6 protein-coding genes, 2 tRNA genes, 3 rRNA genes and 1 pseudogene are annotated in these 14,503 nt (G+C 34.9%); all 12 read right to left on the bottom strand.

All coding sequences use genetic code 11. The features are described 5' to 3' along the window. Positions 1-390: pseudogene (locus DR020_RS12405) on the bottom strand (hypothetical protein); the annotation flags it as partial. 495 nt (positions 391-885) lie between these two features. Beyond that, positions 886-961: transfer RNA gene (locus DR020_RS03950), tRNA-Ala, on the bottom strand. A 5-nt stretch (positions 962-966) separates the two neighbouring features. Next, positions 967-1,043, bottom strand: a tRNA-Ile gene (locus tag DR020_RS03945). A 4-nt stretch (positions 1,044-1,047) separates the two neighbouring features. Next, positions 1,048-1,165 (bottom strand): 5S ribosomal RNA (gene rrf, locus DR020_RS03940). Positions 1,166-1,268: 103 nt separating this feature from the next. Beyond that, positions 1,269-4,172 (bottom strand): 23S ribosomal RNA (locus DR020_RS03935). Positions 4,173-4,370: 198 nt separating this feature from the next. Beyond that, positions 4,371-5,880 (bottom strand): 16S ribosomal RNA (locus tag DR020_RS03930). The 16S, 23S and 5S rRNA genes sit together here with 2 tRNA genes alongside, the layout of an rRNA operon. Positions 5,881-6,195: 315 nt before the next feature. Then, positions 6,196-7,740, bottom strand: a complete 1,545-nt coding sequence (locus tag DR020_RS03925) for an AbgT family transporter (protein ID WP_112365340.1) — start codon at positions 7,738-7,740, stop codon at positions 6,196-6,198. Positions 7,741-8,129: 389 nt separating this feature from the next. Continuing rightward, a complete protein-coding gene (gene glgD, locus DR020_RS03920; protein WP_055260273.1) occupies positions 8,130-9,236 on the bottom strand; it encodes a glucose-1-phosphate adenylyltransferase subunit GlgD in 1,107 nt (368 codons plus the stop codon). Positions 9,237-9,263: 27 nt separating this feature from the next. Beyond that, positions 9,264-10,403, bottom strand: a complete 1,140-nt coding sequence (locus DR020_RS03915; RefSeq protein ID WP_055260272.1) for a glucose-1-phosphate adenylyltransferase — start codon at positions 10,401-10,403, stop codon at positions 9,264-9,266. 269 nt (positions 10,404-10,672) lie between these two features. Further along, the gene (locus tag DR020_RS03910) at positions 10,673-11,110 is read right to left on the bottom strand and encodes a hypothetical protein (RefSeq protein ID WP_055260271.1); all 438 of its coding nucleotides are present in this window, start codon (positions 11,108-11,110) and stop codon (positions 10,673-10,675) included. Positions 11,111-11,233: 123 nt separating this feature from the next. Continuing rightward, positions 11,234-12,670, bottom strand: a complete 1,437-nt coding sequence (gene glgA, locus DR020_RS03905; protein ID WP_112365339.1) for a glycogen synthase GlgA — start codon at positions 12,668-12,670, stop codon at positions 11,234-11,236. A 21-nt stretch (positions 12,671-12,691) separates the two neighbouring features. Beyond that, the coding region (gene glgB, locus DR020_RS03900) for a 1,4-alpha-glucan branching protein GlgB (RefSeq protein WP_112365338.1) at positions 12,692-14,503 on the bottom strand (1,812 nt) is incomplete at its 5' end.

The raw sequence follows: 14,503 nt of genomic DNA, 5'->3' as shown, positions 1-14,503 counted from the left end.
CTCATATTCTTCTTTTTTTTCCCAATTAGAAAAATCTCCAACAACTATAACTTTACTGGCAGTTGGAGCCCATGTGGTAAACCTAAATCCCTTTTTTCTATTTTCTGTAACATAATGCGCCCCCATAAACTTATAACAACTCATATGGGTTCCCTCTTTAAAAAGATACTCATCTAAATCTGTTACAAAATTTTTAAAATTAACCGATTCATTACTAATAATATGTTTGTAATCATTAACTAACTTTTCTTTTATACACTTCTTTTCTGTTTTTTTATTTTTTAATTTTATTTTATCCTCATTAAAACTAACACTAATTTCATTTTTATAATTCATTAAATCATCATCCAACTCTACAATATTATTATTTTCAAATTGTGTTTTTTTCATATAAACCCCCATTTCTTACAACCATAAATTAGTTATTAAAGTATTTAGTTTAAAAAAATTATAGCATTATTTTAATTTAAAGTAAATATTTGTAATATTAATCAAAATACTTTTATTAATAAAAAATAGATAAAGCCTTAAAGGCTTTATCTATAACAGTTTGCATAAAAAAATTATTTACATGACTTGAATACTATCTAACTCTATAATTTGTTGTTCAATCAAATGTATTAATCTATCAACTTCTTTTGTATCTTTATTAGCTAATACAAATCTTCTTTTCTTTAGTTTCAACTCTACCAATTCGTCTCGTAGCTCTTCTAACCCCACCATAACAAATACACTTCCTATCACAATATCTCTTTATGCATTTTATACCATTAAATAATCTTTATAATATACTTTTATTATACGTTAATTTCAACATAATTTACACACATATTTTATAATTTATTGCATAAAAAAAAGAACTACTTAAATCAAAGTAGTTCTTTTTGGTGGAGGTAAAGAGATTCGAACTCTTGACCCCCTGCGTGCAAGGCAGGTGCTCTCCCAACTGAGCTATACCCCCAAATATGGTGGACCTTCAGGGACTCGAACCCCGGACCTACCGGTTATGAGCCGGTTGCTCTAACCAACTGAGCTAAAGATCCATAAACCTGGCAACCACTTACTCTCCCACACAGTCTCCCATGCAGTACCATCAGCCTCTAAAAGCTTAACCTTCGTGTTCGGAATGGAAACGGGTGTTACCTTAAAGAGCATTATCACCATATAATTTATAACATCAATTACATTCTTATTATATAACAAATTAATTACCTTGTCAATACTTTTTTTATTTTTTTAATTACACTAAGTATTAACATAAAGTTAATTAGGTCAAGCCCTCGACCTATTAGTATCAGTCAGCTAAATATGTTACCATACTTACACCTCTGACCTATCAACCTTGTGTTCTTCAAGGGGTCTTACTAGCTTATGCTATGGGAAATCTCATCTTGAGGTGGGCTTCACGCTTAGATGCTTTCAGCGTTTATCCCTTCCCGACTTAGCTACCCAGCTGTGCTCCTGGCGGAACAACTGGTACACCAGAGGTCAGTCCATCCCGGTCCTCTCGTACTAAGGACAGCTCCTCTCAAATTTCCTACGCCCGCGACGGATAGGGACCGAACTGTCTCACGACGTTCTGAACCCAGCTCGCGTGCCGCTTTAATGGGCGAACAGCCCAACCCTTGGGACCTACTTCAGCCCCAGGATGCGACGAGCCGACATCGAGGTGCCAAACCTCCCCGTCGATGTGGACTCTTGGGGGAGATCAGCCTGTTATCCCCGAGGTAGCTTTTATCCGTTGAGCGATGGCCCTCCCACGAGGTACCACCGGATCACTAAGCCCGACTTTCGTCCCTGCTCCACTTGTGGGTGTCGCAGTCAGGCTCCCTTCTGCCTTTGCACTCTTCGAACGATTTCCGACCGTTCTGAGGGAACCTTTGGGCGCCTCCGTTACTTTTTAGGAGGCGACCGCCCCAGTCAAACTGCCCACCTAACAATGTCCTGTGACCAGATTCATGGCCGCCAGTTAGAACTTCAGTACTATCAGGGTGGTATCCCAACGTCGACTCCACTAAGGCTGACGCCCTAGTCTCTCAGTCTCCCACCTATCCTGTACAGACAATACCGAAATTCAATGCTAAGCTACAGTAAAGCTCTACGGGGTCTTTCCGTCCAATCGCGGGTAACCAGCATCTTCACTGGTACTACAACTTCGCCGGATTTGCAGTTGAGACAGTGCTCAAGTCATTACGCCATTCGTGCGGGTCAGAACTTACCTGACAAGGAATTTCGCTACCTTAGGACCGTTATAGTTACGGCCGCCGTTTACTGGGGCTTAAGTTCACACCTTCGCTTACGCTAAGTGTTCCCCTTAACCTTCCAGCACCGGGCAGGCGTCAGCCCCTATACATCAGCTTACGCTTTAGCAGAGACCTGTGTTTTTGCTAAACAGTTGCTTGAGCCTATTCTCTGCGGCCTACTCTCATAGGCATCCCTTATTGCTAACTTACGGGATCAATTTGCCGAGTTCCTTAACTGCAATTCTTCCGCCGGCCTTAGGATTCTCTCCTCACCTACCTGTGTCGGTTTGCGGTACGGGCACTACTTCTCTCTCTAGACGCTTTTCTTGGCAGCGTGGAATCATGTACTTCGGTTCCGTAGAACCTTCCCCATAACATCTCATCATTATTACAACGGATTTGCCTATTGTAACTGACTAAATGCTTAGACTAGCATCCAATAGCTAGCACACACTATCCTCCTGCGTCACGCCATCGATAATAACGATGGTAGTGGTACTGGAATATCAACCAGTTGTCCATCACCTACGCCTTTCGGCCTCGGCTTAGGTCCCGACTAACCCTCAGCGGACGAGCCTTCCTGAGGAAACCTTAGGTATTCGGCCTGTAGGATTCTCACCTACATCTCGCTACTAATGCCAACATTCTCACTCGTAATCAGTCCACCACTCCTTACGGTATGACTTCAGCCCGATTACGACGCTCCTCTACCGCTTGAATAAATTCAAGCCCGTAGCTTCGGTGGTAAGTTTTAGCCCCGAACATCTTCGGCGCAGGATCTCTCGACTAGTGAGCTATTACGCACTCTTTTAATGAGTGGCTGCTTCTAAGCCAACATCCTAGTTGTCTTAGAAATCCCACATCCTTTTCCACTTAACTTACACTTTGGGACCTTAGCTGACGATCTGGGCTGTTTCCCTTTTGACCACGGATCTTATCATTCGTAGTCTGACTGCCGAACTTATAGTATATGGCATTCGGAGTTTGATAAGGTTCGGTAAGCGCTATGCCCCCTAGCCCATTCAGTGCTCTACCTCCATTACTCATATTCGACGCTAGCCCTAAAGCTATTTCGAGGAGAACCAGCTATCTCCGAGTTCGATTGGAATTTCTCCGCTATCCACAGCTCATCCCATGCTTTTTCAACAGCAACGTGGTTCGGTCCTCCACGAGGTTTTACCCTCGCTTCAACCTGGCCATGGATAGGTCACCCGGTTTCGGGTCTACGACATGCAACTAGTTGCCCTATTAAGACTTGGTTTCCCTTCGGCTCCGTACCTTAAGTACTTAACCTTGCTACATATCGTAACTCGTTGGCTCGTTCTACAAAAAGCACATCATCGCACACATAAGGTGCTTTGATCGGTTGTAGACATATGGTTTCAGGTTCTATTTCACTCCCCTCCCGGGGTTCTTTTCACCTTTCCCTCACGGTACTGCTTCACTATCGGTCATCAGGTAGTATTTAGCCTTGGGAGGTGGTCCTCCCTGCTTCCCACAAGGTTTCACGTGTCTCGTGGTACTCTGGATTAGAACTTGATTACTCTAACTTTCATTTACAGGACTATTACCTTCTACGGTAGAGCTTTCCAGCTCTCTTCAATTAGTTATAGTTTCTCGTTATGTTCTATCCACAACCCCGGAAACAAGTTTCCGGTTTGGGCTCTTTCCCTTTCGCTCGCCGCTACTTAGAAAATCGATTTTTCTTTCTCTTCCTCTAGGTACTTAGATGTTTCAGTTCCCTAGGTTTACCCTCGTTAACCTATTTATTCAGTTAACGATACATGAGGTTTCCCATGTGAGTTTCCTCATTCGGAAATCTTTGGATCTCAGACTATGTGCGTCTACCCAAAGCTTATCGCAGCTTATCACGTCCTTCGTCGGCTCCTGATGCCAAGGCATTCACCATACGCCCTTTGTAGCTTGACCTTTGTTTCTATCTTTTAGATAGTTGCAATCAATTTTACAAAGAATAGTAAATTTAATTGGCTTTACTTTATTTATTAATACTTATGTGTAATTTTCAAAGAACATAATTTTGAAAGAACTTAGTCTTTCAAAATTAAACAGATATTTAAGAAGCATTCTTTATTATCATCTTAGTTTTCCTAAGATGTTCTTCCTTAGAAAGGAGGTGATCCAGCCGCAGGTTCTCCTACGGCTACCTTGTTACGACTTCACCCCAATCGCTGACCCTACCTTCGGCCGCTGCCTCCTTACGGTTAGCTTACGGACTTCGGGTATTGCCAACTCTCATGGTGTGACGGGCGGTGTGTACAAGACCCGGGAACGTATTCACCGCGACATTCTGATTCGCGATTACTAGCAACTCCAGCTTCATGTAGGCGAGTTTCAGCCTACAATCCGAACTGAGACAAGTTTTTGAGTTTTGCTCCACTTCACAGTATTGCTTCTCTTTGTACTTGCCATTGTAGCACGTGTGTAGCCCTAGACATAAGGGGCATGATGATTTGACGTCATCCCCACCTTCCTCCCGGTTAACCCGGGCAGTCTCGCTAGAGTGGTCAACTTAATGGTACCAACTAACAATAAGGGTTGCGCTCGTTGCGGGACTTAACCCAACATCTCACGACACGAGCTGACGACAACCATGCACCACCTGTGTTCCTGTTCCCGAAGGAACTTCCCACATTACTGGTAATTCAGGACATGTCAAGTCTAGGTAAGGTTCTTCGCGTTGCTTCGAATTAAACCACATGCTCCGCTGCTTGTGCGGGTCCCCGTCAATTCCTTTGAGTTTTAATCTTGCGACCGTACTCCCCAGGCGGAATACTTAATGCGTTAGCGGCGGCACAGAGGCTTGGGGCCCCTACACCTAGTATTCATCGTTTACGGCGTGGACTACCAGGGTATCTAATCCTGTTTGCTCCCCACGCTTTCGAGCCTCAGCGTCAGTTACAGTCCAGAGAATCGCCTTCGCCACTGGTGTTCTTCCTAATCTCTACGCATTTCACCGCTACACTAGGAATTCCATTCTCCTCTCCTGCACTCTAGATATCCAGTTTGGAATGCAGCTCCCAAGTTAAGCTCGGGTATTTCACATCCCACTTAAATATCCGCCTACGCTCCCTTTACGCCCAGTAAATCCGGATAACGCTTGCCACCTACGTATTACCGCGGCTGCTGGCACGTAGTTAGCCGTGGCTTCCTCCTTAGGTACCGTCATTATCGTCCCTAAAGACAGAGCTTTACAATCCGAAGACCTTCATCACTCACGCGGCGTTGCTGCATCAGGGTTTCCCCCATTGTGCAATATTCCCCACTGCTGCCTCCCGTAGGAGTCTGGACCGTGTCTCAGTTCCAATGTGGCCGATCACCCTCTCAGGTCGGCTACGCATCGTCGCCTTGGTGAGCCGTTACCTCACCAACTAGCTAATGCGCCGCGGGCCCATCTCATAGCGGATTGCTCCTTTGATTGTTAAAAGATGCCTTTCAACAATGTTATGCGGTATTAATCTTCCTTTCGGAAGGCTATTCCCCTCTATGAGGCAGGTTGCCCACGTGTTACTCACCCGTCCGCCGCTAGAAAAGCTCCGAAGAACTTTTCTCGCTCGACTTGCATGTGTTAAGCACGCCGCCAGCGTTCATCCTGAGCCAGGATCAAACTCTCAAATTAAAATATACTAATTTCTTAGTTTTTATTTGAGTTTAATCTACTCATATTACTTATAAAAGAATTGCTGGTTTACTTAAATTATCTGTTTAATTTTCAAAGACCATTGTTTTTCTTTTTTCTTTGTCGCCCTCAAGCGACTTCTTTATCTTATCACTTTACTTAATCTTTGTCAACAACTTTTTAATAATAATTTTTTTATTTTTTTATTATTATTTCTTTAAGTTATTTTTTAATTTGTAATTTTCATTTAATTAATCAAAAACACATAAAAATAACCCCATCAAAAATATTTTCTTGATGAGGCTACTATATATTTTATGCTATACCAAATGGAAGATTAAACATAATCCAAATTATTAAAAGTACTGACCATCCTATTAACAATGCCATAGAATATGGTATCATAGTTGAAATCATTGTTCCAACTCCAGACTCCTTATCATATTTTTCTGCAAAAGATACGATAAGAGCAAAATATGTCATAAGTGGTGATATTATATTTGTTGTTGAATCTCCAATTCTATAAGCCATTTGAGTTATCTCAGGACTAATTGACATTTGCATAAGCATTGGTACAAATATTGGTGCCATTATTGCCCACTTAGCAGAAGCCGATCCCATGAATAAATTTATAAATGCAGTAACAAGCACAAAGCCTATTAATAATGGTATACCCTTAATTCCAGTAGCTTGCAAGAAATTAGCACCTTTAACTGCAATTACAGTTCCTAAATTAGTTTTGGCAAAATAAGCTACAAATTGAGATGCAAAAAATACTAATACTAAATATCCTCCCATTGTAGACATTGTCTTCGACATTTGTGCCACTATATCTTTATCATTTTTTATAGTTCCAGCACCAATACCATAACCTACACCTGCTAAGAAAAACAATAATGCTATGGTAACTACTATACTATCCATAAATGGAGATTTTAAAAGTGCCCCTGTCTCTGCATTTCTAAGAGGAGCATTTGCTGGTATTGTTAAAAAACCTATAAATATAATTCCTACTAAAAGAAATATCCCAGCAAATTTAAGACCTCTTTTTTCTCTTTTATTTAATGGGTTTAATGCATCCTCTTCAAATCCATCCATTGCACCTTTATATTTTCCAAGCCTAGGTTCAACAATCTTTTCTGTTATTACAGTTCCTATAATTGTTATTAGTATCGTAGATGCTATAAGAAAAAACCAGTTAGATGTTACAGATACAGTTGCTGTTGGATCAATCATTTTAGCACCCTCTGTAGTCATACCAGATAACAAGGCATCCGTAGACCCTGGAAATAAATTAGCACTAAATCCTCCTGAAACACCAGCAAAAGCTGCTGCTATACCAGCTAATGGATGTCTTCCAAAACTTAAAAATACTACTGCTCCTAAAGGAATTAATATAACGTATCCTGCATCTGATGCTATACTTGACATTACACCAGCAAATACAACTACAACTGTTATTAAACTTTTAGGAGTATTAAGAACTATTTTTCTTAAAGCAGTCCCTATAAGACCTGTGCCTTCAGCAACACCAACACCTAACATAGCAACTAAAACTGTTCCTAACGCAGCAAAACCGGTAAAATTGGTAATTAACGATGTGAAAATATACCTAATTCCATCAGCTGTTAATAGGCTCTGTACACTAACTGTCATATCTTTTATTGTATTACCATCTGATCTATCCATTCCAGTATAAGTTACTTGAACACCTATTTTAGCTAATACATGGGATAAAATTACTATTCCAACGCAAAGAATTATGAAAATCGTTGCCGGATGTGGCAATTTGTTTCCTACTTTTTCAATTGCATTCAAAAAACTAAATTTTTTTTTCTTTTTTTCTTTTACAATCGCCATTAACTTTCCCCCTTCACTCATATTTAACATTTTTCTCATTAAATTATAAATATAGGTTTATTATACCATTATTTATCAAAAAATCAATATATTATTATATTAGCAAATAGATTTATTTTTATTTCTATTATTATTAAATTTTTTTTATTTTTTTAACGATATAATTAATAATTCATTAATTACTATAAATTTTACATACTATAGCTATTATTAGTTTAACATCTAATTTTTCATATCTTCTTGTAAATAAAAAGGTCTAATTTTGAATTAGACCTTTTTAATAAATTCTAATATTATTAAACATACTTATATAATTCTAAACAATCTATCCGAATTACATACATAATTTTTATCTAAACTAGAATATTTTAATATTTCTAAATATCTATTTATAAAAGTGTAGATTTTTTTATAACCACAGGATACATTTTTAGTCCTATTACTTTCTCATCTTCCCTTATCACAGAAGCTTTATCAGCTATCACTCTGTCAATTTTAGCATCATTTCCTATCACTGTTTCTTGCATTATTACACAATTTTTAACCACAGCTCCAGGTGCCACATATACCCTTCTTCCTATTATACAATTCTCAACTGTCCCCTCTATATAGGATCCATTTGCAATTACCGAATTTTTAACTATACTTTTTTCAGCATAGTGAGTTGGAGACTCATCTTTAGATTTTGTATATATAGGTCTGTCTCCTAAAAATAATTCCGTATATACTTCAGGAATAAGAATATCCATATTAGTTTTATAATAAGATCTTAAAGAATTTACACAGCTTAAATATCCATCAAATTTATAAGAACCAACCTTTAAATTCTCTAAGTTTGAACTTATATAACTTTTAACCTTTTTATAAACTCCCTGCCTTATGCATTCATAAATCATTTCTATTAATAAGTCAGTTCTCAATACATACATTTCCATTGATATGTTAAGATTAGGCTCTCTACCTATATTTTTACCTATACCTTTGACTATACCATTTTCTAATATATTTAAAACATCACATTCTATAAAATTAGAATTTCCATCTGCAATATTTTTATATACTATTGTTATATCATTATCCTGTTCTCTATGATATTTTATTAATTCTTTATAATCTATATTACATATCATATATGATGGTGCTATTACAACATACTCTTTTCTGCTTTTTGTCAAAAACTCTATGTTATCTGCAAAATTATACATATCATCATATTGTGGATCCTTATCTCCAAAGTTAAAAACTCTTAACCCGTGCTTTTTTCTGTGAAGATCCCAAGGTCTTCCATTAGTTAAATGATCTACTAATGAACGTGATTTATTTTTTGTAAATATTCCTATAGAATCCATACCCGCATTAGTCATATTTGATAATACAAAATCTATTATTCTATATCTAGCAGCTAACGGAACAGATGCTAATGGTCTATTTTTAACCAACTCACTCATTCTGCTTTCATTTTCATCTAAATTTATTATTCCTATACAATTGTTCATCTCTCTAAATTCCCCCTACCATTAATGTTATTTGATTACTTCTTCTATATTCTCATTAGATGCTATAACTGAAATACTGTCTCCATTTCCAACATTACAATTACTTAAAATGTGAACTTCACTGCCAATTATAGCTTTATCTATAACTGAATTTTCTTCAATTATGGTATTAGGCATTATAACAGAATTTCTTATTACTGTATTTTCTCCTACATGAACACCTTGAAATAAAACTGAATTCTCAACTATTCCATTAACAATACATCCTTCAACTATTAAAGAATTTTTAATTTTAGCTTCTGGTCCTATATATTGTGCTGGTCTAACAGGATTAGCTGAATATATCTTCCACTCATCATCATGAAGACTTAATTCATTTTCATCTTTTAACAAATCCATATTAGCTTCCCAAAGACTCTCTATAGTTCCTACATCCTTCCAATATCCTTTGAACGGATAAGCTACCAATTTTCTTCCCTCTTCAAGCATTTTAGGAATTATATTTTTTCCAAAATCATTTGAAGATAATTCATCTAATTCATCCTCTTCTAAAGCTCGTTTCAAAACTTTCCAATTAAATATATATATTCCCATAGATGCATTTGTACTTTTAGGATTCTCTGGTTTTTCTTCAAACTCATATATTGATAAATCATCATTAGTATTCATTATTCCAAATCTACTAGCTTCTTTTAATGGCACATCTATTACAGCAATTGTCGCGTCAGCTTGTTTTTCTTTATGAAAATCTAGCATTTTATCATAATCCATTTTATATATATGGTCTCCTGATAATATAAGAACATATTCAGGATCATGCATCTCTATAAATGCAACATTTTGATAAATAGCATTTGCTGTACCTTTATACCAATCTCCACCTTTTTCTTTCTGATACGGTGGCAATATTCTAACTCCGCCATTTCTTCTATCTAAATCCCAAGTATCACCAATTCCTATATGAGAATTTAGTTCCAATGGTTTATACTGAGTTAACACCCCCACAGTGTATATCCCAGAATTTGAACAGTTACTTAATGGGAAATCTATTATCTTATATTTTCCACCAAAAGGAACTGCTGGTTTTGCTAAATCTTTAGTTAATACGCCTAATCTAGAGCCTTGTCCTCCAGCTAGAATCATTGCTACAATCTCTTTTTTTGTCATGTAATGTATCTCCCCTCAAAATTCTTCCTTTAACCATATAAATGTTAAACTTTTCATTTATAACTATATTATAACATATTTTACTTTATATTATTATTTTTTAGATAATTTTTTTTATACTAATAATCCTTAAAATTCTACACTTTACAATCATATTTCTATATTTTTTTTAATATTTATGGAAATTTAATTAACATTTAAAAAAATAAATACTATCTTAAATTGCAGATATAATTGCTTATATATCACACAGTTTAAGATAGTATCATTTAATTAGATAGAAATTTTGTCACATATGCTAATGATTGCTCCAAAATATCTTGTCCACTTTCCAATCCATTAATTTTTTCTTCTAAATTCTTTAAATTTTCATTAAGCCTATACAAATTATACTTCATATCATTTAATATTTTAACTTCGTAAGACACTTGCACTCCATCATCATCTATATAAACTTTTTCAGGAGGATTTCCACATTTAATGCATTTAAAAAATATATTTTCTCCTTCCGTGTCTTTAAATACTTTAAAAGTTTCATTGCTACATGAAGAACAATTGGATAGTATTGTGAAAATTTGCTTACTTCTTGATATCTCCCAAGTTTTATTACATTTAATGCACGTTAATTGCAACTTTTCTTCATTATCTCTTATATAAAAACAGTTGCTATCACATCCATCTTCTCTACATACTATTGTAGTTATCATTATTACACTACTGTAAAATTTTTAATTCTACAGCATCCTCCCCTCATTAAATTGATAATATTTTGAAAACTTTTATTAATTATTTAAAATTTCAAATGCCCATTTCATTTTTTAATTAATAAATTATCCCCAAATAATTTCTTCATATAAATTTTTATATTCATTTGCTGATTTGTGCCAACTATTATTGGAATTAATCGCTTGACTAATTATTGAGTTCCATGCATTTTTATCATTATAATAAAAATCCAATGCATAATTCATAATAAGTGATAAATCTTCTGCTTTATACTCTCTAAAACTAAATCCATTTCCAATTCCACTTATTTTATTATATGGTATAACTGTATCCTTTAGCCCACCAGTTTCCCTAACTATAGGAACTGTTCCATATCTTAAAGCTATAAGTTGTCCAAGACCACAAGGTTCAAACATTGATGGCATTAAAAACATATCAGATCCTGCATAAATTCTATGAGCTAAAGCATTATCAAATGTTATATTGGCTGAAACTTTATCTCTGTATTTATCTTGTAAATATCTAAAATAATTTTCATACCTTTCTTCTCCAGTTCCTAATATAACCAATTGAGCTCCTCTTTCTAAAATTTGCTCAATAGAATTTATTATAAGATCAATACCTTTTTGATTAGTTAATCTCGAAACAATTGATATAACAGGTACATTATGATTAATAGGTAGTCCTAAAGAATATTGAAGATCCCTTTTATTTTCAGATTTATCATGTAAATTATATATGCCATATTTCTTACAAATATGAATATCTTCTGCTGGATTATATTCATTATAATCAATCCCATTTACTATACCAACTAAATCATTAGCTCTATATACTAGTAATCCCTCTAAATTTTCTCCATATTCTTTCGTTTTTATTTCTTCTGCATATGTCCTACTTACAGTTGAAATTTTATCTGAAAAATTTATTCCTCCTTTCATATAACTAACAGCCCCATTCAATTCTAGACTCATATTTTCATAAAGGGTATAGTCATAACCGAACAGTTCTGGAAGCACGCTTGGACTAAAATTACCTTGAAATAGTAAATTGTGAATAGAATAGACCGTTTTTATATTTGAATAAAAGCTATTCCTTAAATACTCTACCCTTAACATAACTGGTAACATTCCAGTTTGCCAATCATTACAATGAATAATATCAGGACACCAATTATGCTCTCCAATAAAATTTAAAATTGCTCTACTAAAAAAAGCAAATTTTTCTCCATCATCCAAATGCCCATACATTTCATCCCTATTAAAATAATAATCATTACCTATAAAATAATAGATAACATTATCATAAGTATACTCAAAAACATCGCAATGTTGATTTCTCCATCCCACATGAACATTAAATGATCTTATATACACCATATCGTTAAAAAAATCTTGTCTTATATTTTTATATCTTGGTATTATGACCCTTGCATCAATATCTAAATTTCTTAATTCTTTAGGCAATGCACCCATAACATCTCCAAGTCCGCCACTTTTTATAAATGGATGTGCTTCTGATGCCGCAAATAAAACTCTCATAACAAAGCTCCTTTTATATATCTAATTTTCTTCTTTAAATTTATTATCTATAATTTTAACTTCATTTTCATCTAAACTAGTTAGTTCACTTTTACTGCTCAATGTTTCAGCTAAAATTTTTTCATCCTCAATTAACTCAGCACATTTTTTTATTACCAATACAGCCATAGGTGGTACTTTTAATAGCACTTTATATGGTTTCTCATTCCATGATTCATTTATAGATTTAAATTCTTCTTTCATTATTTGATCTGAACCTCCATAAGCAAGATTATCACTATTAAACACTTCCTTATAGATTCCTTTCTCATTAACTCCAACCCCAAAATCATAATATACAACTGGAGTAAAATTACAAATAAATATTAAAGTATCTTCTTTTTCTTTGCCTTTTCTCATAAATGTCAATATACTTTTTTCAGCATTATTAGCATCTATCCATTCGAATCCATCAACATCATAATCACATTCCCACAAAGCTTTATTTTCCAGATAAAACTTATTTAAATCCTTAAAATAATTATGAATTTTATGATGTATATCATATTTTTCTATCACTTGCCATTGCAATTGTTGATTTTCTTGCCATTCAACAAACTGACCAAATTCACTTCCCATAAACAACAATTTTTTACCAGGATGTCCCATCATAAACGCTGAATATAATCTTAAGCCAGCATACTTATTCCAATTATCTCCTGGCATTTTACCTATTAAAGAACCTTTTCCATGAACAACTTCATCATGAGAAATAGGTAATATAAATTTTTCTGAATAGTTATATACCATAGAAAAATTTAATTGATTATGATGATATTTTCTATATATAGGGTCTTTTTCTATATATCTTAAAGTATCATTCATCCATCCCATATTCCATTTAAAATCAAAAGCTAATCCCCCATCTTCAATTGATGCAGTAATTCCTTCCCAAGACGTTGATTCCTCAGCAATGGTTATCACACCCGGGAAATTGCTTTTTACCGTTTTATTAAAGTTCTTTAAAAAATCTATAGCTTCTAAATTTCCATTTTTTCCATATATATTAGGTTCCCACTCTCCATAATTTCTTCCATAATCTAAATAAAGCATATTAGATACAGCATCTACCCTTAATCCATCTACATGAAATTCATCTATCCAATAACATGCATTAGATATTAAAAAACTTTTTACCTCTGGCCTTCCTAAATCAAAATTATTGGTTCCCCAACCCTTATTTTCTGATTTCCAACTTGCTCCATATTCATAGGTTGCAGTACCATCAAAATAAGCTAATCCATGTTCATCTTTGCAAAAGTGACCAGGTACCCAATCAAAAATTACACCTATATCCTCTTTATGAAGATTATTAATTAAATTTTTTAATCCTTTAGCATCACCATACCTACTAGTAGGTGAATAATATCCTGTAATTTGATATCCCCACGACTTATCTAATGGGTGTTCATTTACTGGCATAATTTCAACATGAGTATAACCCATATCCTTAATATATTCAGGTAATATTTTGCTCAATTCATCGTAAGTTAAAAATTCCTTATCATTTCTTTTCCATGAACCTAAATGTAGCTCATAAATATTCATAGGAGTTTCAAAATGATTTATTTTCTCCCTCTTATTCAACCACTTTTTATCTCCCCATCTATATTTAGATTCTTTAACCAGTATAGATGCTGTATCTGGACGCAATTCAGATTTAAATGCATAGGGATCTGCTTTTAAAACAGTCCATGTTTCATCTTCATTAGTAACAGCAAATTTATACTTCATACCTTCTTTTAAATCAGGTACAAATATACTCCATAAACCACTTTCATTTTGTCTTATCAT

Origin of the sequence: Sarcina ventriculi (assembly GCF_900456775.1) — a bacterium.
GTDB lineage: Bacteria > Bacillota > Clostridia > Clostridiales > Clostridiaceae > Sarcina > Sarcina ventriculi.
The sequence above is the reverse complement of the archived record's forward strand: the minus strand, read 5'-3'. Positions and strand labels throughout refer to the sequence as shown.